The 22,382-nt window shown below is 66.6% G+C and carries 22 protein-coding genes; 4 read left to right on the forward strand and 18 right to left on the reverse strand.

From position 1 onward, the window contains the following. Positions 1-95: 95 nt before the first annotated feature. The 10 genes from rlmH to rplU form a co-directional block, all read right to left on the reverse strand. Positions 96-578 carry a 23S rRNA (pseudouridine(1915)-N(3))-methyltransferase RlmH gene (gene rlmH / locus AUL28_RS01790; RefSeq protein ID WP_062220114.1) on the reverse strand — a complete coding sequence of 161 codons (483 nt, stop codon included), beginning with the start codon at positions 576-578 and terminating at the stop codon, positions 96-98. Between the two features lie 61 nt (positions 579-639). Next, positions 640-1,035, reverse strand: coding sequence for a ribosome silencing factor (gene rsfS / locus AUL28_RS01795; protein WP_374700757.1), 396 nt, complete (start codon positions 1,033-1,035; stop codon positions 640-642). Between the two features lie 97 nt (positions 1,036-1,132). Then, a complete protein-coding gene (locus AUL28_RS01800; protein WP_374701401.1) occupies positions 1,133-1,741 on the reverse strand; it encodes a nicotinate-nucleotide adenylyltransferase in 609 nt (202 codons plus the stop codon). 26 nt (positions 1,742-1,767) lie between these two features. Next, positions 1,768-3,009 carry a glutamate-5-semialdehyde dehydrogenase gene (locus AUL28_RS01805; protein WP_062230544.1) on the reverse strand — a complete coding sequence of 414 codons (1,242 nt, stop codon included), beginning with the start codon at positions 3,007-3,009 and terminating at the stop codon, positions 1,768-1,770. A 181-nt stretch (positions 3,010-3,190) separates the two neighbouring features. Continuing rightward, positions 3,191-4,348: a glutamate 5-kinase gene (proB, locus tag AUL28_RS01810; protein ID WP_062220116.1), complete on the reverse strand. Its 1,158-nt coding sequence runs from the start codon at positions 4,346-4,348 to the stop codon at positions 3,191-3,193. Continuing rightward, positions 4,345-5,415, reverse strand: a complete 1,071-nt coding sequence (gene obgE / locus AUL28_RS01815; protein ID WP_058599486.1) for a GTPase ObgE — start codon at positions 5,413-5,415, stop codon at positions 4,345-4,347. The genes proB and obgE overlap by 4 nt, the downstream gene beginning before the upstream one ends. A 107-nt stretch (positions 5,416-5,522) precedes the next feature. Beyond that, on the reverse strand, positions 5,523-6,128 hold the full coding sequence (locus AUL28_RS01820) for a DUF3833 family protein (protein WP_156419855.1): 606 nt from the start codon (positions 6,126-6,128) through the stop codon (positions 5,523-5,525). Further along, entirely contained in the window at positions 6,086-6,664 is a 579-nt protein-coding gene (locus AUL28_RS01825) for a GNAT family N-acetyltransferase (protein WP_058599488.1), read from the reverse strand. Before AUL28_RS01825 ends, AUL28_RS01820 begins: the two co-directional genes overlap by 43 nt. Before the next feature lie 127 nt (positions 6,665-6,791). Next, the gene (rpmA, locus tag AUL28_RS01830; protein WP_058599489.1) at positions 6,792-7,061 is read right to left on the reverse strand and encodes a 50S ribosomal protein L27; all 270 of its coding nucleotides are present in this window, start codon (positions 7,059-7,061) and stop codon (positions 6,792-6,794) included. 149 nt (positions 7,062-7,210) lie between these two features. Continuing rightward, positions 7,211-7,522 carry a 50S ribosomal protein L21 gene (rplU, locus tag AUL28_RS01835; RefSeq protein ID WP_082640175.1) on the reverse strand — a complete coding sequence of 104 codons (312 nt, stop codon included), beginning with the start codon at positions 7,520-7,522 and terminating at the stop codon, positions 7,211-7,213. A gap of 779 nt (positions 7,523-8,301) precedes the next feature. On the opposite strand from rplU, the gene AUL28_RS01840 reads away from it, so the two are divergent. After that, positions 8,302-9,735, forward strand: coding sequence for a calcium-binding protein (locus AUL28_RS01840; protein WP_058599490.1), 1,434 nt, complete (start codon positions 8,302-8,304; stop codon positions 9,733-9,735). Between the two features lie 219 nt (positions 9,736-9,954). Here AUL28_RS01840 and lepA read toward each other — a convergent pair whose 3' ends face one another. From lepA to AUL28_RS01870, 6 genes are all read right to left on the reverse strand, one after another. Next, the gene (gene lepA / locus AUL28_RS01845) at positions 9,955-11,769 is read right to left on the reverse strand and encodes a translation elongation factor 4 (protein ID WP_062220124.1); all 1,815 of its coding nucleotides are present in this window, start codon (positions 11,767-11,769) and stop codon (positions 9,955-9,957) included. A 20-nt stretch (positions 11,770-11,789) separates the two neighbouring features. Further along, positions 11,790-12,923, reverse strand: coding sequence for a GGDEF domain-containing protein (locus AUL28_RS01850; RefSeq protein WP_062230459.1), 1,134 nt, complete (start codon positions 12,921-12,923; stop codon positions 11,790-11,792). Positions 12,924-13,035: 112 nt separating this feature from the next. Next, entirely contained in the window at positions 13,036-14,223 is a 1,188-nt protein-coding gene (locus AUL28_RS01855; RefSeq protein ID WP_062230460.1) for a YeeE/YedE family protein, read from the reverse strand. Positions 14,224-14,550: 327 nt separating this feature from the next. After that, positions 14,551-15,339 carry a pseudouridine synthase gene (locus tag AUL28_RS01860; protein WP_062230461.1) on the reverse strand — a complete coding sequence of 263 codons (789 nt, stop codon included), beginning with the start codon at positions 15,337-15,339 and terminating at the stop codon, positions 14,551-14,553. Between the two features lie 78 nt (positions 15,340-15,417). Continuing rightward, positions 15,418-16,380: a CHAD domain-containing protein gene (locus AUL28_RS01865; protein WP_062230462.1), complete on the reverse strand. Its 963-nt coding sequence runs from the start codon at positions 16,378-16,380 to the stop codon at positions 15,418-15,420. Positions 16,381-16,464: 84 nt separating this feature from the next. Next, positions 16,465-16,932, reverse strand: a complete 468-nt coding sequence (locus tag AUL28_RS01870; RefSeq protein ID WP_062230463.1) for a CYTH domain-containing protein — start codon at positions 16,930-16,932, stop codon at positions 16,465-16,467. A 111-nt stretch (positions 16,933-17,043) separates the two neighbouring features. Between AUL28_RS01870 and AUL28_RS01875 the strand changes: the two genes are divergently transcribed. From AUL28_RS01875 to AUL28_RS01885, 3 genes are all read left to right on the forward strand, one after another. Further along, the gene (locus tag AUL28_RS01875) at positions 17,044-18,321 is read left to right on the forward strand and encodes a glycerate kinase type-2 family protein (RefSeq protein WP_244493381.1); all 1,278 of its coding nucleotides are present in this window, start codon (positions 17,044-17,046) and stop codon (positions 18,319-18,321) included. Positions 18,322-18,483: 162 nt separating this feature from the next. Further along, positions 18,484-18,981, forward strand: coding sequence for a YciE/YciF ferroxidase family protein (locus AUL28_RS01880; protein ID WP_062230464.1), 498 nt, complete (start codon positions 18,484-18,486; stop codon positions 18,979-18,981). A gap of 185 nt (positions 18,982-19,166) precedes the next feature. Then, positions 19,167-20,048 (forward strand): manganese catalase family protein, encoded by an 882-nt coding sequence (locus AUL28_RS01885; protein ID WP_062230465.1) that lies wholly within the window; start codon positions 19,167-19,169, stop codon positions 20,046-20,048. A gap of 66 nt (positions 20,049-20,114) precedes the next feature. Here AUL28_RS01885 and AUL28_RS01890 read toward each other — a convergent pair whose 3' ends face one another. Together AUL28_RS01890 and AUL28_RS01895 are read right to left on the reverse strand one after the other, a co-directional pair. Further along, entirely contained in the window at positions 20,115-20,579 is a 465-nt protein-coding gene (locus AUL28_RS01890; RefSeq protein WP_062230466.1) for an HPr kinase/phosphorylase, read from the reverse strand. Beyond that, entirely contained in the window at positions 20,579-22,375 is a 1,797-nt protein-coding gene (locus AUL28_RS01895; protein WP_058599502.1) for a sensor histidine kinase, read from the reverse strand. The genes AUL28_RS01890 and AUL28_RS01895 overlap by 1 nt, the downstream gene beginning before the upstream one ends. Positions 22,376-22,382: the final 7 nt, after the last annotated feature.

Consider the following 22,382-nt stretch of genomic DNA (forward strand, 5'->3'; position numbering starts at 1 on the left):
GCGAGTGTTGAACGCTAGACGGGGAAGCTTAACATTCCATCAACCATGCGGGCGCGCCAGCATCCCTTTGCGATCCAGCCGAGAATGACGATCGCTTACGAGCGATGATAGGGGTGGCCCGCCAGGATGGTCGCCGCGCGGTAAAGTTGCTCGGCCAGGAGAATGCGCACGATCTGATGCGGGAAGGTCAGGCGACCGAAGGCGAGCACCCGCAGGGCGCTCTTGCGCATCTCGTCCGACAGCCCGTCCGGCCCGCCGATCACCAGCGCCAGGTCGCGCAGGCCTTCGTCGCGGATCGTGGCGAGATCGGCCGCGAAGTCTTCCGACGAGGGTGTCTTTCCGGTTTCGTCGAGAACGATGAAGCGGCAACCCTCGGGCAGCGCGGCTTGCAGGCGCGACGCTTCGTCGCGCTTCCGCTCCATGACGGTTGAGAAGCGGGATTCGGGCAGCTCCACGACGCCCGCGAAGTCGAGCCCCAGCGGCGGCCCGGCCTTGCGCAGGCGGTCGAGATAGCGTGCCGCTAGTTCCTGCTCTGGTCCGGCCTTCATCTTGCCGATGGCGGCCAGCGTCAGGCGCATGGATCAGGCTTCACGGCCGGGCGGCAAGGCCACCCGGCAACGCATGGGAAGCGGCGTCGGCTCAATGCAGCTTCGACTCGCTGCCTTCGGCCACGCTCCACATCTTCTCGATATTGTAGAAGCTGCGCACTTCGGGGCGGAAGATATGGACGATGATGTCGCCCGTATCGATCAGAACCCAATCGCCGTTCTCGATGCCTTCGACCTTGGCCTGGCCGAAGCCGCCTTCCTTCAGATCGCGTAGGAGATGGTCTGCGACGGCGGAAACGTGGCGGTGCGAGCGGCCGGAGGCGATGACCATATGGTCGGCCAGCGCGGAGCGGCCCGCAAGGTTGATCGCAACCACGTCTTCGGCCTTGGAATCGTCAAGGCTCGCGGTCACGACGTCGAGGACGGACCGGGCCGTGGACGTGTCGGCGGCGGTGACGTCGGAAGGAGCGGCAAGACCGTCCTTCAGTTCAGCGGCAGAAGTCAGCGAATTTCTCCTTTGAGGGTCGCGATCGGGGGTGAAACCCCACGGATCGCATTAAAAATGGCAAGGAATGCTGTCTCTTTCAAGACGAAGCACTTGCGCGCAGAAGCGTGGACGAAAGCCGGGAGCGGGGTCCGTGCAGGAACACCCAGGCCGGCGGCGGTTTGAAGGCGAGGCGCTGGGCTTCCCCTTCGGGCAGTCGATAACGCGATAGCGCCCGCCCCGCGCGGGACGAAAGCGGGGCCAGCGTCGAGCCCGGCCGATCCACCACCGCGATCGGCATGGCGCTCGCGATGGCGCGCCAGTCCTGCCAGCGGTGGAAGCCGGCCAGACTGTCCGCTCCCATGACCCAGACGAAGCGCGCCCCCGTGCAGCGACGCTTCACGAGACGAACCGTATCGGCGCTGTAGCGGATCTGGTGCGCCGCCTCGAAGGCGGTGACCACGATGCGCGGATCTTCCGCCAAGGCGCGGGACTGTTCGATACGCTCCGGCAGAGGGCGCAGGTTGCGATGGTCCTTCAGCGGATTGCCGGGCGAGACCATCCACCAGATGCGGTCGAGTTCGAGCCGTCGCAGCGCTGTTTCGGCGACAAGGAGATGGCCCTCATGCGCCGGGTTGAACGAACCGCCGAAGAGCCCGATGCGAAGGCCCGGCACGACGGGGGGGATGGACAGCTCGGCCTTGGTCAGCCCCTCCGTTCCGAACCGTTGCGAACTCACGGACGAAGCTGGCCCGAGCCGGAAACGCGATAGTTGAAGGTCGTCAGCTGCTCGACGCCGACCGGGCCGCGCGCGTGCATCTTGCCGGTCGCGATGCCGATTTCGCCGCCGAAGCCGAACTCGCCGCCATCGGCGAACTGGGTCGAGGCATTGTGCAGAAGAATGGCCGAATCCACCGAGCGGAAGAACCGCTCCACGGCCTCGGCATCCTCGCTCACGATCGCTTCCGTGTGGTGCGAGGAATAGCGCGCGATATGCTCGATCGCCCCGTCCACGCCGTCGACCAGCGCGACGGAGATGATCGCGTCGAGATATTCGGTGCGGAAATCTTCATCGCTCGCCGGCAGCGCGTTCGGGTCGAGCCGGCGCACTTCCTGCGTGCCCCGCACTTCGCAGCCGGCCTCGCGCAGCGCGTCGAGGATCGGCACGAGATGGGTTGTCGCGACCGCCTCGTCCACCAGCAGCGTCTCGGCCGCGCCGCAGATGCCGGTGCGCCGCATCTTGGCGTTGACGGCGATGCCCTTCGCCATGGCAAGGTCCGCCGCGCGGTCGATATAGAGATGGCAGAGCCCTTCGAGATGGGCGAAGACCGGCACGCGCGCTTCCGATTGCACGCGCTCCACGAGGGAGCGCCCGCCGCGCGGCACGATCACGTCGATCGCCCCGTTCAGACCCTTCAGCATTTCGCCCACCGCCGCGCGGTCCGTGACCGGCACGAGCTGGATCGCGTCCGCCGGCAGACCCGCCTGTTCGAGCCCGGCCTGAAGCGCGCGGTGGATCGCCCCGGAGGACGCCGCCGAATCCGAGCCGCCGCGCAGGATCACGGCATTGCCGGCCTTGAGGCAGAGCGCGCCGGCATCCGCCGTCACATTGGGCCGGCTTTCATAGATGACGCCGATCGTGCCTATGGGCGTGCGCACGCGCCGGATCACCAGCCCGTTCGGCCGGGTCCATTCGGACACAGTGGAGCCGACCGGATCGGAGAGGGCGGCGATCTCGCGAAGGCTGCCGGCGATGGCGCGGATGCGCCCCTCGTCCAGCCGCAGCCGATCGCGGAACGAGGCGGCCATGCCGGCCTCCTCCGCCTTGGCAAGGTCAGTCGCGTTGGCCTCGATGATTTCGGCGCTCGCGCGCTCCACGGCCTCGGCCATGGCGAGGAGGGCGGCGCTCTTCTGCTCGGACGGGGCCAGCGCCAGAACGCGCACGGCGCTGCGCGCCCGCGCGCCCATGTCCTGCATCAGCGCGGCGACATCGGTCTCAGAACCGGGGACAGAACCCTTCGGGTCGATCGACCGGGTCTCGTTCCCGCCGGACATCGTTGCCGGTGCTCGTCCATGCGCTGCATGGCCTGCGCCCGGCGTCTCGCCGGCAGAAACAATCCCTCGGTCGCCCTTCGCCGAATGGTTCTGTCCCCGGTTCTTATCCAGCATGGTCGCTTCCCTCCACGGTTTCGTCCTGGCCCGTGCGGCCCATCACGAGGTCGTCGCGGTGGATCATCGCCGTGCGGGAAATCTCGCCCAGCCGCTCTTCGACCTCGGACGAGCGCAGGCCGGCGATCAGCCGCGCATCGCCCGAATCATAGGCGACGAGCCCGCGCGCGACTTCCGCGCCGGCTTCGTCGAGCACCAGGATCGTATCGCCGCGCCGGAACTCGCCGTCCACCCGCTTGACGCCCGCCGGCAGCAGGCTCTTGCCGGCCTGGAGCGCGCGCACCGCGCCCGCATCCACCGTCAGGCGACCCGTCGCGTTCAGATGGCCGGCGATCCAGCGCTTGCGCGAGCGCACGGGGTCGGTGCCGGCGCGAAACAGCGTCTGGCGCTCGCCCCGGCGGATCGCGTCGAGCGGGTTCTCGCGATTGCCGAGCGTAATGATCATGGCCGTGCCGGCATGGGTCGCGATCTTGCCGGCGTCGATCTTGGTCTTCATGCCGCCGCGCGAGAAAATGGAGGCGGCACCCCCCGCCATCGCCTCGATCTGCGGCGTGATGCTCTCCACCACGGAAATGTGCCGGGCGTTCGGATCCTGCGCCGGGGGGGCGGTGTAGAGCCCGTCGATGTCGGACAGAAGAATCAGAAGGTCGGCCGACATCATGGTCGCCACGCGCGCGGCGAGGCGGTCATTGTCGCCATAGCGAATTTCGGCGGTGGCCACCGTGTCGTTCTCGTTGATCACGGGAACCGCGCCGAACTGAAGCAGCGTGCCGATCGTGGCGCGCGCGTTCAAGTAGGGCCGGCGCTCCTCGGTGTCGCGCAGCGTCAACAGAATCTGGCCGGCTTCCAGCGCATGGCGGCCGAGCGCTTCGCTATAGGCGCGCGCCAGGGCGATCTGCCCGACGGCGGCGGCCGCCTGCGCTTCTTCGAGCTTCAAGGCGCCGGGCGGCAGCTTCATGATGGCGCGGCCAAGCGCGATCGCGCCCGACGATACCAGCAGCACCTCGCGCCCTTCGCGGGCAAGCGCCGCCACGTCGTCGGTCAGCGAGCGCAGCCAGTCGAGCTTCAGCCCCCGCTCGCGATCCACCAGAAGGGCCGAGCCGATCTTGACGACGATGCGGCCGTAACCTTGCAGCGCGTCGCTCATCCCCGCCAGTCCTCGTCGGACAGGGTGGCGCCGAAGCGGCGGCGGTCGTCCTTGGCCTGATCCTCCGCCGCCTCGCCGTCGAAATCGGCGATCTCGCGTCGCAGGCGACGCAGCGCCTCGGGCATTCCGTGGCGTGTCACGGCCGAAAGCACGATGGGCTTGACGCCGGCCACGGCTTCCAGCTGCTCCAGCTTGTCGCGGCGCGTTTCGTCGTCCACCGTGTCCACTTGGCTCAGCGCGACGATCTCCGGCTTTTCGATCAGCCCGGGGTCGTAAAGCTCCAGCTCGCGGCGAACGGTCTCGTAGGCCTTGGCGACGTCTTCTTCGACGGCCGACACCAGATGGAGAAGGACGCGGGTGCGCTCGACATGGCCCAGGAACCGGTCGCCGATGCCCACGCCCTCATGCGCGCCCTCGATCAGGCCGGGAATGTCGGCGATCACGAATTCATGCCCATCGACCGTCGCGACACCCAGATTGGGATAGAGCGTCGTGAACGGATAATCGGCGATCTTCGGCCGCGCGGCGGTGCAACTGGCGAGGAAGGTGGACTTGCCGGCATTGGGCAGGCCGACCAAGCCGGCATCGGCGATCAGCTTGAGCTGGAACCAGAGCGTGAGTTCCTCGCCCTCTAGCCCCGGATTGGCGCGGTAGGGCGCCTGATTGACCGAGGACTTGAACTGCCAGTTGCCGAAGCCGCCATTGCCGCCGGCAGCGATGCGCACCTTCTGGCCGATCTCGGTGAGGTCGGCGAGCAGCGACTCCTCGTCCTCGGCATAGACCTGCGTGCCCACGGGCACCTTCAGCGTCACGTCGTCGCCCTTGGCGCCCGTGCGGTTGCGGCCCATGCCGTGCATTCCGGTCTTGGCCCGGAAATGCTGCTGGTAGCGATAGTCGATCAGCGTGTTGAGGCCCGAAACGGCCTCGATGAAGACATCGCCGCCGCGCCCGCCATCGCCGCCATCCGGCCCGCCGAACTCGATGAACTTCTCGCGGCGGAAGGACACGGCGCCGGCACCGCCGTCGCCCGAGCGCACATAGACTTTGACTCGGTCCAGAAATTTCATCGCTTCGTCTTTCGGGTCCTGCTGCCGGCCATCGGCCGGATCGAATAGGGTCGAACGGGGTCGTCCGCTCGATGGGTCTCGTTGGCCCGCCGTCAGCGGGAGTGATCCTATGGACGCCGCTCTCTGGCAAGATGGCGCGCGAGATCGCCTTGCGTCTTGGCGAAGGTGACGTCGGAATGCGCCAGCGGCAAGCCGAGAAGACGCACCGTCACGTCATTGCTCAGCGTTCCGTCGCCGTTCGGTCGGATCTCGTGCCGAAACCGCAGTTTCAGCGAACCGCCGCCCGGCGCGAAGCCTGTGTAGCGAAGCACGATATGGGCATCATCGCGCTCGCCCTCCACCGGCACGGGCGCATGGAGCGCGCCGTCCGAGCCTTCCGTTTCGACCGTGCCCCGGATCAGAGGCCCGTCGAACCGCAGCACCCAGCGTTGCAGCCGCTCGCCATCGGGAAAGCGAAACCGCTCGTCGAGACGAAGCGTCTGGCCCGACGTCCGCCCGGTAAAGCGCGCCGTGAAGGCTTCGCGCGAAACGAGGAGCGTGCGCACCTCGCCGGCGCTGACGCTTTGCCCTGCAAAGAAGCTCGCCAGATCGAACAGACTGTCCGCGCGGGCTGGCCCTACGAAACCCATGGCCGCAATAAGGGCCAGCGTTGGCAGGCTTCTTGCCAAGGTCAGCACCAGCCGCGCCCGCCCCAGGCCTTCAGGGATTCCCATGTCCGCCGGTCCATCGCATAGGTTTCGCTGGCGACGCGCCCCGCCACCAGCGAGGTGGACAAGCCCGTGCCGCGATAGCCGAAGCCGCATTTCTGGATCACCCGGCGCGAGGCCCCATTGATCACGCGGCAGCGCACTTCCACCGTCGTCAGCTCCAAAGCGCGAAAGGCATAATCGATCATGGCCTGTGCGGCCTCGGTCGCGTAGCCCTTGCCCCAGAAGGAACGGCCGATCCAATAGCCGAGTTCGGCCGTGTTCTCGCGCTCCGTCGCCTGCAGGCTGCAGAGTCCCAGAAACTCGCCCTCGTCTCGCGTGGTGATCGCAAAGATCAGCTCGCCGTCCACCGAAGCCAGGAAGCTCTCGGCATGGCCGAGGCTGTAGGGATGGGGAATGCGAGAGGTCATCTCCGCAATCTGCCGGTCGTTGGCATGACGCGCGATGGCGGGCGCGTCGGCCATGCGCGCCAGGCGCAGGACGAGCCGCAGCGTCTCGAGTCGACTTTCGTCTTCCTCGGGTGGAATCTCCGATGACATCATGGGACCGGCCCTTCGGGTGGAAACGGAAAACGGGGAGATGGCACCCCATCTCCCCGTTTCGCATCCTGTCCCGTCGGAGCGGGTCAGAGGCCGGGTCGTTGGGACGCCGGCGCTCTGAAGCAACCGGTCACTCGGCGGCTTCTGCTTTCGGCATGACGGACACGTAGGTTCGGCCCTGGGCCTTCGCCTGGAAAACGACGGTGCCATTGCTGGTGGCGAAGAGCGTGTGGTCGCGGCCGATGCCGACATTGGTGCCCGGATGCCAGCGCGTGCCGCGCTGACGCACGAGAATGTTGCCCGAAACGACGTTCTCGCCGCCGAACTTCTTCACGCCAAGGCGCTTGGACTCGGAATCGCGACCGTTGCGGGAAGAACCGCCAGCCTTTTTGTGTGCCATGGGAAGTCTCCTGAATTCGTCTGCCGCGACGGGGGACCGCTGGAAGCGATCACGCAACGCGCCGCGTTGGGTTCACATCTTGTCGTTCGGAGCCGTCGGCGCAAGCCCTCAAAGGGCCGCAGCGGCAGCGCCGGGGATCGAGCCTCGACTTACGAGGCCGCGCCGGTGAGGATCTCGGAGATGCGCACCAGGGTCAGATCCTGACGGTGGCCGCGCGTGCGCTTGGAGTTCTGGCGACGGCGCTTCTTAAAGGAGATGACCTTCGGGCCGCGCGTCTGCTCGACGATCTGGGCGGTCACGCTGGCGCCGGCCACGAAGGGCGCGCCGATCGTGGTGTCGATCATCAGAACTTCGGTGAAGGAGATGGTGTCGCCGGCATTGCCCGGCAGACGCTCGATCTCGAATTCGTCGTTGGCGGCAACGCGGTACTGCTTGCCACCGGTCTTGATCACTGCAAACATGGTCAACCTTTCGGTCCGGCTCTCGGCGCTTCGAAGCGCCCGACCGTCTTCTTTTGGTTCTTGGGATGCCCCCGGGCGCGATAGGGGCGCACCTTGAGACGCGTGTGCCTTAACCGTCCTGCGGCTCTGCGTCAAGGTTACGCATCGCTTCGAGGCGCGGTCTGTCTGTCGCAGCGTGCGGCGGCGGCGAGAATCATCGGGTAGGACCGATTGCGTCGCAAAAACGCGAACACCCTTGCAAGAGAGCTCTTGGTGCCCGCTTCGAAGATGCCGCGCCACCTGAGAACCACATCCAAGTGGGTTCGCATGGCGTTTTGCGCCATCTCCCATGTGCTCAAGATGCGGCCGAACGGGGGACTTCCCTCAAAAAAGTGGCGCTTTCGCCCCAGCTCCCGCGACTCTTCAACAATTCAAGGCGACGGTTCGCACTATTGATTGGGGGATGCCTTGACTTTGCGGCAGGGAAGTACAAAAAATCCCACCTAACAGAGAGTTAATGTTTCTCGATGAATTGTCCGCTTCGCGAAGGGGAACGCGGATATAAGGCTGAGAAGGTTGGGGCGGAGGCGAAGGATTGGTTCTTTTCCATCAGGAGAAGAAAGGTCTCGCCTTCCGTTACGGTAGGTCAGTTGGTCCGGCACACGTTCGTTCATGTGCGGGACGGTCGATAGATCACGTAAGTTGAGCTGACCGCCTCGTCGGCTCGGAACGCATTGCGCTGCCGCAAACGTAAGGTTTGTGCGCCAATACATCTATAAGATAGATATATAAGGACATCCATGGCGACCGTGAATACGATCACCGGCACTGCGGCCGGCGAAATCCTCAATGGAACCGCAGTGGCGGACCTGATCCAGGGCCTCGACGGCGACGACACCATTTCCGGTTTCGGCGGCGAGAATCTGCTGTACGGCGGAGCCGGTGCCGACTCCATCACCGGTGGCAACGACAATGACCTGCTCAACGGGGGCATCGGCATCGATCTGCTCTTCGGCGGCGGCGGCAACGATACGATCTACGGCGGCGCGGGCGACGACAAGATCTACGGCGGCGCGGGCGACGACATGCTCTATGGCGGCGCGGACAACGATCTGATCTACGGCGATGCCGGCAATGACATGCTGAACGGCGGCGAAGGCCAGGACACGCTCTACGGCGGCGACGGCAACGACACCGTGTTCGGTGGTCTCGGCAATGACGAGCTGCATGGCGGCCTGGGCGACGACAAGATCTATGGCGATGCCGGCAACGACACGCTTTATGGCGACGCGGGCAACGACGTGCTCGTGGGCGGCGACGGCGACGACAACCTTCAGGGCGGCCTCGGCAACGACATGCTGCAAGGCGATGCCGGCAATGACGTGCTCTTCGGCGGCTCGGGCAACGACACGGTGATCGGCGGGATCGGCAACGACACGCTGAACGGCGGTGCCGGCGACGACCTGCTTTCGGGCGGCGACGGCAACGACCAGCTCTACGGCAACGGCGACAACGACATCCTCTCGGGCGGCGCCGGAAACGACACGCTCGACGGCGGCGACGGCAACGACACGCTGTATGGCGATGCGGGCAATGACCGTTTGGTCGGCGGCGCCGGCAACGACGTGCTTCATGGCGGCATCGGCGATGACTTCCTCCAGGGCGATGCGGGCAACGACGTGCTGATCGGCGATGCCGGCAACGACACGATGCTGGGCGGCGCGGGCGACGACAAGCTGCAGGGCGGCGACGGCGACGACGTTCTCAATGGTGGCGAAGGCAACGACCAGCTCTTCGGCGACGCCGGTAACGATACGGTCAGCGGCGGCATCGGCGACGACCGGATCGAGGGCTATACGGGCGACGACAAGCTCTATGGCGATGCCGGCAACGACACGATCAGCGGCGGTCAGGGCAATGACAGCCTCTTCGGCGGTGATGGCAACGACCTCCTGAAGGGTGGCGCGGGCGACGATCTTCTGGTCGGCGGCGCGGGCAGCGACACGTTCGAATTCTCGGCCGGCTTCGGCAATGACCGCATCTCGGACTTCAACGCGAGCGAAGACACGATTGTCTTCCGCGCGGGCACCTTCGCGGACGCGGCCGATGTTCTGGCCAATGCCGAGCAGGTCGGCACTTCGGTGGTGATCACGCTCGACGCCAACGACACCCTGACGCTCACCGGCGTCAGCCTGTCCGATCTGTCGGCGTCGGACTTCACCTTCGTCGCCTGATACGAGACACGTGGGAAAACACCGAAAAGGCCGGGTGCGCGAGCGCCCGGCCTTTTCGTTTGAGCGCCCGGACGGGGCGGGGACCGAGCGCCCCGCGTCGCCTTCGCGGGCCGAGGCGCTGAAAGGGGGACGCGATCTCTGTGCCGGGCGCGCCATGAAAAACGCCGCCTCCCTTGCGGGACGGCGGCGTTCTGAAGCCCAGTCGCGAAAGACCGGCGGTCAGCTGTCCATCTTCAGGGCGGCGATGAAGGCCTCCTGCGGAATGTCCACCTTGCCGAACTGGCGCATCCGCTTCTTGCCCTCTTTCTGCTTGTCGAGGAGCTTGCGCTTGCGCGACGCGTCGCCGCCATAGCACTTGGCCGTCACGTCCTTGCGGAGCGCCGAGATGGTTTCGCGCGCGATCACCTTGCCGCCGATCGCCGCCTGAATCGGAATCTTGAACAGGTGGTTCGGGATCAGCTCCTTCAGCTTCTCGCACATGGCGCGGCCGCGCTTCTCGGCCTGCGTCCGGTGCACCAGCATCGAGAGCGCGTCCACCGGCTCGGCATTGACGAGCACCGAGAGCTTCACGAGATCGCCCTCGCGATAGTCGGCGAGCTGGTAATCGAAGGAGGCATAGCCCTTGGAAATCGACTTCAGGCGGTCGTAGAAGTCGAAGACGACCTCGTTCAGCGGCAGCTCGTAGGTCACCATGGCGCGCTTGCCGACATAGGACAGATCGACCTGAATGCCGCGCCGCTCCTGGCACAGCGTCAGGATATTGCCGAGATAGTCGTCCGGCGTCAGGATCGTCGCCTTGATCCAGGGCTCGAAGATCGATTCGATCTGCATCGTATCAGGCATGTCGGCCGGGTTATGCAGCGGGATCGTCGTGCCGTTGGTGAGCTTCAGGTCGTAAACGACCGAGGGCGCCGTCGCGATGAGGTCGAGGTCGAACTCACGGCTCAGACGCTCCTGAATGATCTCCAGGTGCAGCAGGCCGAGGAAGCCGCAGCGGAAGCCGAAACCGAGCGCGGCCGAGCTTTCCATCTCGAACGAGAAGCTCGCGTCGTTGAGGCGCAGCTTGCCCATGGCGGCGCGCAGGTCGTCGAAGGCGGCGGCGTCGGTCGGGAACAGGCCGCAGAAGACCACGGGCTGGGCGGGCTGGAAGCCCGGCAGCATCTCGGCCGTCTGGCGCTTGTCCTCGGTGATCGTATCGCCGACGCGCGTATCGGCGACTTCCTTGATGGAGGCGGTGATGAAGCCGAGCTCGCCGGGGCCGAGCGAGTCCATGTTGACCATCTTGGGCGTGAAGACGCCGACCCGGTCCACCGGGTACTTGGCGTCCGTGCCCATCATGCGGATGACCTGGCCCTTCTTCAGCTCGCCGTCGATGATGCGCACGAGGACGACGACGCCGAGATACGCGTCGTACCAGGAGTCCACCAGCATCGCTTTCAGCGGCGCGGATCGGTCGCCGGTCTTGGGGGCGGGCAGGCGCGTGACGATGGCTTCGAGCACGTCCTCGATGCCGATACCGGATTTCGCCGAGATCAGGACGGCCTCGGAGGAGTCGATGCCGATGACCTCCTCGATCTGCTCCTTCACCTTGTCGGGCTCGGCCGCCGGCAGGTCGATCTTGTTGAGGACCGGCACGATCTCGAGATTGTTGTCGAGCGCCAGATAGACATTGGCGAGCGTCTGCGCCTCGACGCCTTGCGCGGCGTCCACCACCAGCAGCGCGCCCTCGCAGGCGGAGAGTGAGCGCGAGACCTCGTAGGCGAAGTCGACGTGTCCCGGCGTGTCGATGAGGTTCAGGACATAGGTATGCCCATCCTTGGCGGGATAGGTGAGGCGCACGGTCTGCGCCTTGATGGTGATCCCGCGTTCCTTCTCGATGTCCATATTATCGAGAACCTGCTCCTTGCCGGCCATCTCGCGCGCGTCGAGACCGCCCGTCAGCTGGATCAGCCGATCGGCAAGGGTGGATTTGCCATGGTCGATATGGGCGACGATGGAGAAGTTGCGGATGCGGGAAAGAGGCGTCTGGCTCATGACGCCCGCATATATTGAATTTAAGCCGAAACCGGAAATGAAATCGCGTGGGCCGACATCACACGGTTTCGGCCGGCCTGTTTGACCCTGTAAAGCGCGCGGTCGGCGGCCTCCATGCTGTCGCAGAAGCTGGTGCCGGGGGAGACGTCCGCCAGGCCGATCGAGACGGTGGCCGGGATGAGGCCGCCGCGCCAGGGCGTCGGCGTTTCGGCAAAGAGCCGGCGCAGGTCTTCGGCGCGCTGGTCCGGGCTGCGGCCGCCTCGCTCACCCGCCAGCACCAGCACGAATTCCTCGCCGCCCGTGCGGGCCAAGAGGTCGCCCGGACCCAACTGGCGCCGGGCGAGCGCTGCGAAACGCTGCAGCACCTCGTCGCCGGCGGCATGGCCGAAGCGATCGTTGATCAGCTTGAAATGGTCGAGATCCACGGCCAACACCGTGCGCCCGGCAAGGCGGCCGCCGCGCGCGAGCTGATATTCGAGTCCGGTGCGGTTCAGAGCGCCGGTCAAACCGTCCTGGAGCGCCTGCGCCTCCAGTGCCCGGCGCGAGCGCTTCAACGTCACCGAAAAGAGCGAGACGACGAGAATGCTGCAGATCACCTGATCGGACAGAAGCAGGAACGTGGCGTTGTCGAAACGACCGGCCACCGAGTCGATGGCGGAGATCGCATAGACCGGGACATAGGCGAAGAGCGCAAGCCCGCAGGTGCGGCGAGGCAGGGAGCGGCGATCTTCACCGCGTCGCAGCGTATAGAGCGAGGCCCCGCCGGCCATCAGCGTCAAAGCCAGAAACCCGAAGGCCGCGGCCAGATTGGCCGGCAGCGTCTCGATCACCAGAAGATGGGCCGGGAAGCTCATCAGAGGCAGCCACAAAAGGGGCGGCTTGAACGGTCGGCGGCCATCGAAGCTGCGCATCCCCATCCAAAGACATTGAATGGCCACGACAACGCCCAGGATCAGCAGGCTGACGACGCCTGGATAAGCGCGCGGTGCATAGGCGAACCCGGCGACGCAGATCGCGTTCACGAGAAGGCTGGCGGCCCAGAACAGGAAATGCCGTTCGCTTCGTTGAACGCTCCATGCGCCCAGGAACATGAGCCCATAGGTGGCGCTCAAAAGGGCATTGCAGACATGGAGCGTCGTGCTGTCGAGGGACACGGGGAGATACCGCCTGGGTTGAAAAACGATCTGCGGCACGCAATGGCTGCAACTGCAGATATTAAGCCCAGTACGGATTAATGGCCGGTCAACGATTCCTGAGGTGCCTATCTCAGCGGAAGAAGATGGGGCGCAGCCGAACGCCTGCGACATTGCCGGCAAAGGCGGCGACCAGCCAGAGCCAACCATGGAGACTTCCAGACGAAATTCCGGAAAAATAGGCTCCGATATTGCAGCCATAGGCAATGCGCGCACCATAGCCGAGCAAAAGGCCGCCGATCACCGCCGCGACCAAAGATCGCAAGGGAATTCGCAGGCTCGGTGCGAATCGCCCGGCCAGTCCTGCCGCCAGCATCGCCCCGGCGATGATGCCGAAATTCATCACCGAGGTGACGTCGGTGAACACGCTGCTCGAGAGCGCCTGCGCATTGGCCGGCGTCTGCCAATAGCTCCAGGAGGCCGGATCGAAGCCGAGAGCGGCGGCACCCTTGGCGCCCCAGAGCGCGAAGGCGGAGGTGATACCCCAGGGGCGGCCGGCGAGCGCGAGGGTGACGAAGTTCAGGAGGGCCAGAGCGATGGCGCCCGCCACCACCGGCCAGGGGCCGCGCGCGAAACGGGCGAACCCTTGCGTGGGCGAGGGAGCCTCGCGCTCCAGCGCGCCATGGCGGCGTCGCTCGACCCAAACGGTGATCGCGGCAATGGCGGCGAACAGTGCCAGCGACAGGGCGATGCCGCCGGCCGCACCGAAGCTTGGCACCAGCGAAACGGGCGGGAGCGCGGGCAGCGCCAGCCACCAGTCGAAATGGACGGTGCCGAGCACCGAGCCGATGACGAAGAACAGAAGCGTCACCAACATGCGCGCATTGCCGCCGCCCGCCGTGAAGAGCGTGCCGGAGGCGCAGCCGCCCCCCATCTGCATCCCGATGCCGAAGATGAAGGCGCCAAACACAACGCCGGTGGAGAGTGGCGCGAGCGAGCCCTTCACCGGCGTGCCGAACAGCGCGCCGGAGGCGAGAACCGGAAAGAACAGGAGAACGGCGAGCGCCAGCATCACCATCTGCGCGCGCAGGCCCCTGCCGCGTCCTTCCGCGATGAAGACGCGCCAGGCCGAGGTGAAGCCGAAGGAGGCATGGTAGAGAACGAGGCCGAGAGCGCCGCCCAGAAGAAACAGCGCGCCCTGTCTCGGACTGACGGCAGCCCCGATCGCCCCCGTGCCGAGAAGAAGCGCAAGAGCCGCCAGAAGTGCCGAAGGTTGGATTTTCTGTGCGGGCAGGGCGGGAGCGGAGAGTGCGCGGCTCATGCCGGGCCTCCTTTGGGATAGGGGATGGATCGTTATTCGTAAGCTAAGCTTCCGGTTTCGACCCGGCAAAGAACGCCGTTCCAACATTCGATTGCAAATGGGTCGCGGTGATCGTCCATCAGAGTGACGGCGAAATCCTGTTCCGCACGATGCGGGCGGGTGCATTCGCCCGCATCGATGCCGCGGGGTATAGCTCAGAGCGGCACGCTGGGGGGCGGTGCTTGGCACGAGCGCTTCGACACGAGGATCATGGCGGGCCGGGCGGTGAAGGCTGGAGGTCGGGCCACCATCCTGGAGCCAATCCCTGAAGGCCGCGCGCCGATGCCCTCAATCCCTGCGGATGGCGAGGCGGTGGATTTCATCTGCGGAGAGTTCCCGCGTTTGGCCCTTGGCGAGGTCGCCGAGTTCGAGACTGCCGATCGCCACGCGCACGAGGCGCAGTGTTTCCAGCCCGAAGGCGTCGAGAAGCCGGCGAATATGGCGGTTGCGCCCTTCGCCGAGCACGATCTCCAGCCAGGCCGTCTTGTCGCCCTGCCGCAGAAGGCGAACCGAAAGCGTGCCGAGCCATTCGCCGCGATCTTCCACGCCGCCCGCGATGCGCGTGAGAAGCGCCTCATCGGGCAGGCCGTCCACCTGCACGTGATAGGTCTTGGGCGCGTGCTGGCCCGGGTCGAGAAGCGCCTGCGCGAAGGCCGTGTCGTTGGTGAAGAGAAGCAGCCCCTCGCTCGCCTTGTCGAGCCGGCCCACCGGCGAGACGTGGGGCAGGTCCAGCCCTTCAAGGCAGCGAAACACCGTATCGCGGCCTTCCGGGTCGTCCCGCGTCGTCACGAGCCCGCGCGGCTTGTTGAGCATCAGCACGACGCGTCGCTCCGCCAGAACGGGGTGCCCGTCCACGGTCAGCCTCATCGTCGCGGCGTCGGTGCGGTGTTCGGGGTCGCGGATGACGCGCCCGTCCACGCTGACGCGCCCCTCGCGCACCAGCGCCTCGCCCTGGCTGCGCGAGCAATAGCCGAGCTTGGATAGAACCCGCGCCAGCCCATGCCCGACCTTCGCCGCCGGTTTAGGCGGACGAGAGGGGCTGGGCGAAGCGGCCTGGGGCGAGCGAGGGCGCTTCATGAAAGGCTGCGAATCAGCGACATGAGGCTTCGTAGCGCGGCGAGGCCCACCGTACCAGTTCTTGCCACCTGTCCCTTTCTACACCTCCGCGCGGCGGCGTTCGGCTTCGGGCGGTTCGGGAGGCGCGGCACCGTTCGGCTCGTCGGCGCTCAGTGCCAGAAGCGACTGGATGCGCTTGGCGAAGGCCTTGGGGCTTTCCGCCAGAAGACGCTCGCAGCGGCGGATGGCGCTGGCGCGCAGCTCGCTCTGGTGCCGGTCGAGAAGCGCCAGAACCACGTCGAGATCGGCCCGCGCACCGAAGCTTTGGGGCTCGGCGGCCATTTCCGCGCGGAGCACCGCATAGTCGTGATCGCGACCGAGCTCCTCGGCGGCCTGCTCGGCCTCCTCGCGCAACGGTGCCAGAGCCTCGGGCCAAGCCGGCTCCAGAAGCTTGAAATGCATGGAGAGATATTTGACCCGCTTGCGCAGATCGTGAAACGCCTCCGACTCGCCGGTCGAGAGCGCCGTGTCCAGATCGCCGACGGCGCGCGCGTAATTGGCCCGAAGCCCCCGGCGCAGAATGGCGTCTTGCCGCTTGGCCGGCAACCGGAACGCCTCGGCCGCGCCCTTGGCCTCTTCCAGTGCCGAGAGCGTCTGCGAGAGATGATCGGTCCCGTCGCCCAAAGCCTCCTGCGCGGCTTCGCGCTTCAGCTCCAGCGCAGTGCGCACCACGGCGAAGGACTGCGTTTCCACCTCGTCGCGGAAGCGCTCCTGCAAGCCGTCCAGCGCCTCGATCAGCGCCGTGCGGTCGCGCACGCCCGAGAGATGGCGTGCGGCGTCGCGGTAGCGGACATTCTCGTTTCGCGCGAAAGCCGGCGCGCCCGTGCGCACCAACCGGAGCAGGCCGCGCAGCTTCTTGAGGCGCTTGCGCGCCTCGTGAATGCCCTCGTGCCGATCGCCTTCCCGGTCGGTCAGGTCGCGGATCGCCTTCTCGATCTGCTCGCCCGCGATGCGGCGCAGATTGGCGTCGAGAAGGTGGCGGGGATTGAAGCGATAGGCCATCGGGGTCTGCTCTTGCCCTTTTGTCGGTTGAGGTGGCGTCGGGGGAAGCGCGCGAGGGTGAAACAGGTTGCAAGGCGGGCCGCGTCAGCGGGGCGGCGGCCGCCCGGCCATGGCGAGCGCGGCGTTGGTGTAGCGGCCGTCCTCCGTCACCTCCTCGCCCAGCCAGTCCGGCAGATCGACAGCGTGGTCCTCCGCCGGCAGTTCGATCTCGGCCAGGACGAGCGGGGCGAGATCCCCAGAGAAACAGTCCACTTCCACCACCAGCGCGCCCAGCGGCACGCGAAAGCGGCGCTTGGCAATGAGCGAGCCGACGCGCACGGCCTCAAGCTCCCGCGCATCGGCCAGCGGGATCTCGTATTCATATTCGCCGCGCGTCATGCCCACGCCGCTCTTGATCGTCAGAAGCGCCTTTGCCTCGCCCTTGATGCGCGCGCGAACCGTCAGCCCCTCGCGAATCGCCAGATAGAACTGGCGGATGTCGGTTCCCTCATCGGCCGCAGTGCGCCATCCGTCGCCGCTCAGGAGAAACTTGCGTTCGATCTCGGTTCCCATGGTGGGAGGATGGCGTATCCGCTGGGGAAGGGAAGAGGCTCGTGAGCGATTTCGTGCCTCTTTGACGCAGGCTCCGGCCTGTTATGAAGGGCGGGAACAGGGGAGGTTGTGATGCCAGAAGGCATGTTCGACGGGACGCGAGGCGGAGCCAAGGGCTTCTTGACAGACATGTTCGGCGCGGCGGTGCGGAGCGCCGATCCGCGCAGTGTTCTCGAAGGTTTCCTACCTGAGAAGCCGAAGGGGCGCTGCGTCGTGGTGGGCGCGGGCAAGGCGGCGGCCCTGATGGCGGCGGCTTTGGAGGACGCCTGGCCCGATGTCGCGCTCGAAGGCACGGTCGTCACGCGCTACGGCCACAGCGTGCCGACCCAGCGGATCGAGGTTCTGGAAGCGGCCCATCCCGTGCCGGATGCGGCGAGCGAACACGCCGCGCGGCGCATCCTCGCGCGCCTCCACGGGTTGACGCCGGACGATCTCGTCCTGGCACTGATCTCGGGCGGGGGCTCGGCGCTGCTCGCCCTGCCGGCGGACGGGCTGACGCTCGCGGATAAGATGATCGTGAACCGCCTGCTTCTGGCCTCGGGCGCGGGCATCAACGACATGAACCGTGTGCGCCGTCGCCTGTCGGCGATCAAGGGCGGGCGGCTGGCGCTGGCGGCGCGGCCCGCGCGCCTCGTGACGCTCGCGATCTCCGACGTGCCGGGCGACGATCCGCGCGCCATCGCCTCGGGGCCGACCGTGTTCGACCCGGAAGCGGCCGACGATCTCGGCGACCTCGCGCGGCGTCTGGGGCCGGACCTGCCCGAGGCCGCGCGCCGGCTTCTGACGAGCCCGCAGCCGGCATCGGAACCCTTCGAAGCCGACTATCGCCTGATCGCGACCCCGCAGATGGCACTGGAAGCGGCCGCCTCGCACGCGCGCAAAGCCGGCGTCACGCCGCTTCTTCTGGGCGATGCGCTGGAGGGCGAAGCGCGCGAGGCCGGCATCCTCATGGCGGGCATCGCGCGCTCCGTCCGCCGCCACGGGCACCCCGCGCCCGCCCCGCTTCTTCTTCTATCGGGTGGTGAAACGACGGTGACGATCGGTGCCGGCAAACCCGGCCGGGGCGGGCGCAACACGGAGTTTCTCCTGTCGCTCGCCGTGGCGCTGAAGGGCGAAGCCGGCGTCTACGCGCTGGCCGGGGACACGGACGGGATCGACGGCACGGAGGACGCGGCGGGGGCCTTCGTGGCGCCCGACACGCTGGCGCGGGCTCACGGCATGGGGCTCGACCCGGCCGCGTTTCTTGCCGGCCATGACAGCTACACGCTGTTCGACCGGCTGGGCGATCTCCTGCGCACCGGCCCGACGCTCACCAATGTCAACGACATCCGAGCGATCCTGATCGCGTAAGGCCGGCGCCCCACGGACGGCGGCATGGTCAGCCGGCTGTGCTTAGGGCGCTACCGTCATTTCCGGGAACGGCCCGGCGGCGCGGCGATTGCTGGTGCGATCGTAACAGACGGGCCGGCACGGCTGCGCGGCCCGTTTCGACCGGAAAAGGACGTGACCACCATGGCCAAGCCCAAGACCCTCGAAGACGCTTTCTACGAGACCCTGAAGGACGTGTACTACGCCGAGAAGCAGTCGGTGCGCGCGCTCAAGAAGTCCGCCAAGTCGGCGCAGGCCGAGGAGCTGCGCGAGGCCTTCGAGGCCCATGCGGAGGAAAGCCAGGGGCAGGTGGAGCGCTTGCAGCAGGTCTTCGAGATGATCGGTCGCAGCGCGCGCGCCAAGACCTGCGAGGCCATGCAGGGCCTGACCTCCGAGATGGAGGAGGATCTGGAGGATTTCGGCCAGACCGACGCCGCCGATCAGGTGCTGATCGGCTGTGCGCAGGCGATCGAGCATTACGAGATCGCGCGGTACGGCCTGCTCAAGACCTGGGCGACCAAGCTCGGCTATGACGACGCGGCCAAGCTCCTGGACGAGACGCTCCAGGAGGAAAAGGCGACCGACGAGAAGCTGACGGCCATCGCCGACCAACTCGACTACACCCGCCCGGAAGCCGCCTGATCCATCACGCTGCTTCCGAATGACAACCCGTCCGTTCTGCGAGAACGGGCGGGTTTTTTTGTCGAGCTAACAATAGTTTGGCAACGTTTCGCGTCTCTTGAAAAGTATTGTTCTGAACCGGAACGGCGCGCTCCAGAATTTCTTCCTCTCTTGGAGATTTGATCCCAATCGAAGAGGACGAGAGCATGTTCTATACCGACGGAAAACTTCAGTTTCCGGTTCGAGTCGAACGGCCCAATCCGGTATTCGCCAAGGCTCTGCAACAGGCGATCGGCGGCGTCGAAGGCGAGATTCGCGTCGCCATGCAATATATGTTTCAGGCCCTCGGCGCGCGTGGGCCGGCCAAATATCGCGACATGCTGCTGAACACCGCGACCGAAGAACTCGGCCATATCGAAATGCTGGCGACGGCCGTCGCGCTCAATCTCGAAAAGGCCCCGCTGTCGATGCAGGAGGACATCTCGGCCGATACGGCGGCCGGTGCCGTCCTGAACGGCATGGACATGCGCCATGTCCTCTCGGCTGGTCTCGCGGCCATGCCGGTGGACGCCAACGGCGTGCCTTTCGACATGTCGCATATCTACGCTTCGGGCAATCTGGCGGCGGACATGTATTCCAATGTCTGCGCGGAATCGACGGGCCGAGCGCTCGCGGTGCGGCTCTACAACATGACCGACGATCCCGGCATGAAGGAGATGCTGGCCTTCATGATCGCGCGCGACACGATGCACCAGCAGCAATGGCTGGCCGCGCTGGAAGACATGGGCGGTGACGAAATGAACCTGCCGATCCCCAATTCCTTCCCGCAGGAGAAGGAAAACCAGACATACTCCTATGCCTATTTCGGCCACATGGTGGACGGCTCCATCCCGGAAGGCCGCTGGACGGCCGGCCCGTCGATGGACGGCAAGGGCGAGTTCACCGCCATGCGCTCCGAGCCGATGGGCGGCAAGCCGTCGCTCGCCCCTGCGCGGCCCGATGGCGGCGCGCAGGTGGCTCAGACCTCGAAATCGGGCACGACGGGCGTGCTTGGCAGCATCGAAGGCGCGATCGAGCGCAACATCTGATCTGGAGGGAACGATAGCGCCCGGCGGATCGGGACCGCCGGCCAAAGGACGGGGCGGGTCGAGGGATCAAACCTTCGGCTCGCCCTTTTCGCGTTGGGGGAAGGCTGCAAGAACGGTCAGCACCACGTCCGCGCCGAAGGCCGGATCGCGCTCGGGCAGATGGATGCGGCGCACGGAAATGCCGGCGATCGGCACGAAGGAGGGCTCGGGCAGACGCTCCAGCGCCTCGCGACTGGAAAGGTCCACCACGAGCGCCACGCGCGCTTCGCCCGCGAAGGGCTGCTGGAGGATGCCGACGCCCCGGATTTCGATGAGCCCGGCGATGGCCGGCGGGGCGTGGCCGAACACATCCTCCCCGCGCGCTTCGACGAAGACCTGATCGTCCGCCACGAGCCTTGCATGATGGCCGGCCGCCTCGGCCCGGCGCAGGAGCGAGATGGCGAGCGAGGATTTGCCGCCACCCGATGCGCCCCGGATCAGGATGCCGGCGCCGTCGATCACCACCAGCGTGGCGTGGAGATGGGCCGGCATCAGTCTTCGGCCGGAAGCGACACGGTGAAGCGAGCGCCCGCGAGCGTGCCGTCCGGCCGCGTCAGGTTCTCGGCCGAAATCTCGCCGCCATGCGCTTCGACGATCTGGCGCGAGATGGACAGGCCGAGGCCCGAATTCTGGCCGAAGGATTCGGCGCCCGGTCGGTCCGTGTAGAAGCGCTCGAAGATGCGGTCGATCTTCTCGGCCTGGATGCCCGGCCCATTGTCCTCGACCGTGGTGATGATGCGCCGGTTCTGGCGGCGCAGCCGAATGGTGATCTCGCCGCCCGTTTCCGGCACGAAGGAGCGGGCATTGTCGATCAGATTGGTGAAGACCTGGCTGAGGCGCAGATCGTGCCCGGCGGTCTTGTAGCTCTTGCCCGGCGGCAGGGCCGCCACGTGATACTCGATCCGCGTGTCGCGCCCGGCCTTCAGATGCGCGCGCGCCCCGTCCACCACCGAGCCGATCAGGGGCGAGAGATCGACGCGCCCCGCGACTTCGCGCGCGAGTTCCGCGTCGAGCCGCGAGGCGTCGGCGATATCGGTGATCAGCCGGTCGAGGCGCTTCACATCGTGCTGGATCACGGCAAGCAGGCGCTCACGCGAATTCTCGTTGCGCGCCAGCGGCAGCGTCTCGACGGCCGAGCGCAGCGAGGTCAGCGGGTTCTTCAACTCGTGGCTGACATCGGCCGCGAAGCTCTCGATCGCGTCCATGCGGGCATAGAGCGCGTTGGTCATGTCGCGGATGGCGGAGGCGAGATGGCCGACCTCGTCGGCGCGGTCGCCGAAATCGGGAATCTCCTCGCGCGCGTTGACGCCCCGGCGCACGCGGATCGCGGCGGCCGACAAGCGGCGCAGCGGCGTCGCGATGGTGGAGGCGAGAAGGATCGACAGGACCACGGTGACGAGGGCTGCGACCGCGAAGGTGCGCACGATCGCCATGCGCTCGGCCTGCACGATCTTGTCGATGTCGCCGCCCTGCGTGGACAGGAGCAGAACGCCGAGCACGGCGCGGAACCGCTGGATCGGCACGGCGACGGAGACGATCAACTCGCCATTCTCGGTGGAGCGCACGACCGTCGAGGGACCGCCCGTCAGGGCGCTCATGACCTCGGGATAGGTCGCGCCGGAGCCGCCCGGCGTTTCCTTGTAGATCGGCAGGTCGCCATGGCCGAACAGGCGGGCGGTGCGCGAGCCCAGCCATTCGAAAAAGTCCTCGTCCTCCTTCTCGACCGGCGGCAGGCTGTAGCGCAGGATCTGGCCGCGCGAGTAGAGATGGCGCGAGTCGAGAATGAGATTGGCGTCCCGGTCGTAGAGCCGGGCGCGGGTGCGCGTCGGCGAGATCAGGCGGCGCAGAAGCGGGGCCACGCGCTCCGGGTTGATCGGAAAATCAAGAGATTCCGACAGGTCGGGGTTGGGCTGAAGCGTCGAGCCCGCCTGCATTTCCAGAAGCCGCTCCGGGTCGAGCGTGATGGAATTGGTATCCACCGTGGCCGAGGAGGCGATGGCCCCGGCGATGATTTCGCCCTGCGTCAGCAGGCTTTCCACGCGCGCGTCGATCAGCCCGGCGCGGAATTGGTTGAGATAGAGAATGCCCGAAACGAGGACGATCAGCGCGACCAGATTGAGAAAGACGATGCGCCGCGTCAGCGACGAGAAGATGGAATGGCCAAGCAGCCAGCGCAGCCGGATCAGGCTGCGGCGCACGAAGGGCACGCGCCGCCAGCGCGGGCGCGACGAGGCGACCCGCCGCGCGGGCGGGCTCTCGTCCTGGGTGTCTGTCGTGCTGTCGGCCAAGAAGGCT

The sequence above is a fragment of the Aureimonas sp. N4 genome, assembly GCF_001463925.1.
GTDB lineage: Bacteria > Pseudomonadota > Alphaproteobacteria > Rhizobiales > Rhizobiaceae > Aureimonas > Aureimonas ureilytica_A.

Excerpts from the sequence above, each read along its gene's own strand:
- rlmH (WP_062220114.1), bottom strand. The coding sequence starts at position 578 with ATGCGCCTGACGCTGGCCGCCATCGGCAAGATGAAGGCCGGACCAGAG.
- AUL28_RS01805 (WP_062230544.1), bottom strand. The coding sequence starts at position 3,009 with ATGCAGGACATGGGCGCGCGGGCGCGCAGCGCCGTGCGCGTTCTGGCG.
- proB (WP_062220116.1), bottom strand. The coding sequence starts at position 4,348 with ATGAGCGACGCGCTGCAAGGTTACGGCCGCATCGTCGTCAAGATCGGC.
- obgE (WP_058599486.1), bottom strand. The coding sequence starts at position 5,415 with ATGAAATTTCTGGACCGAGTCAAAGTCTATGTGCGCTCGGGCGACGGC.
- AUL28_RS01820 (WP_156419855.1), bottom strand. The coding sequence starts at position 6,128 with ATGGGAATCCCTGAAGGCCTGGGGCGGGCGCGGCTGGTGCTGACCTTG.
- AUL28_RS01825 (WP_058599488.1), bottom strand. The coding sequence starts at position 6,664 with ATGATGTCATCGGAGATTCCACCCGAGGAAGACGAAAGTCGACTCGAG.
- rpmA (WP_058599489.1), bottom strand. The coding sequence starts at position 7,061 with ATGGCACACAAAAAGGCTGGCGGTTCTTCCCGCAACGGTCGCGATTCC.
- rplU (WP_082640175.1), bottom strand. The coding sequence starts at position 7,522 with ATGTTTGCAGTGATCAAGACCGGTGGCAAGCAGTACCGCGTTGCCGCC.
- AUL28_RS01840 (WP_058599490.1), top strand. The coding sequence starts at position 8,302 with ATGGCGACCGTGAATACGATCACCGGCACTGCGGCCGGCGAAATCCTC.
- lepA (WP_062220124.1), bottom strand. The coding sequence starts at position 11,769 with ATGAGCCAGACGCCTCTTTCCCGCATCCGCAACTTCTCCATCGTCGCC.
- AUL28_RS01855 (WP_062230460.1), bottom strand. The coding sequence starts at position 14,223 with ATGAGCCGCGCACTCTCCGCTCCCGCCCTGCCCGCACAGAAAATCCAA.
- AUL28_RS01860 (WP_062230461.1), bottom strand. The coding sequence starts at position 15,339 with ATGAAGCGCCCTCGCTCGCCCCAGGCCGCTTCGCCCAGCCCCTCTCGT.
- AUL28_RS01865 (WP_062230462.1), bottom strand. The coding sequence starts at position 16,380 with ATGGCCTATCGCTTCAATCCCCGCCACCTTCTCGACGCCAATCTGCGC.
- AUL28_RS01870 (WP_062230463.1), bottom strand. The coding sequence starts at position 16,932 with ATGGGAACCGAGATCGAACGCAAGTTTCTCCTGAGCGGCGACGGATGG.
- AUL28_RS01875 (WP_244493381.1), top strand. The coding sequence starts at position 17,044 with ATGCCAGAAGGCATGTTCGACGGGACGCGAGGCGGAGCCAAGGGCTTC.
- AUL28_RS01880 (WP_062230464.1), top strand. The coding sequence starts at position 18,484 with ATGGCCAAGCCCAAGACCCTCGAAGACGCTTTCTACGAGACCCTGAAG.
- AUL28_RS01885 (WP_062230465.1), top strand. The coding sequence starts at position 19,167 with ATGTTCTATACCGACGGAAAACTTCAGTTTCCGGTTCGAGTCGAACGG.
- AUL28_RS01890 (WP_062230466.1), bottom strand. The coding sequence starts at position 20,579 with ATGCCGGCCCATCTCCACGCCACGCTGGTGGTGATCGACGGCGCCGGC.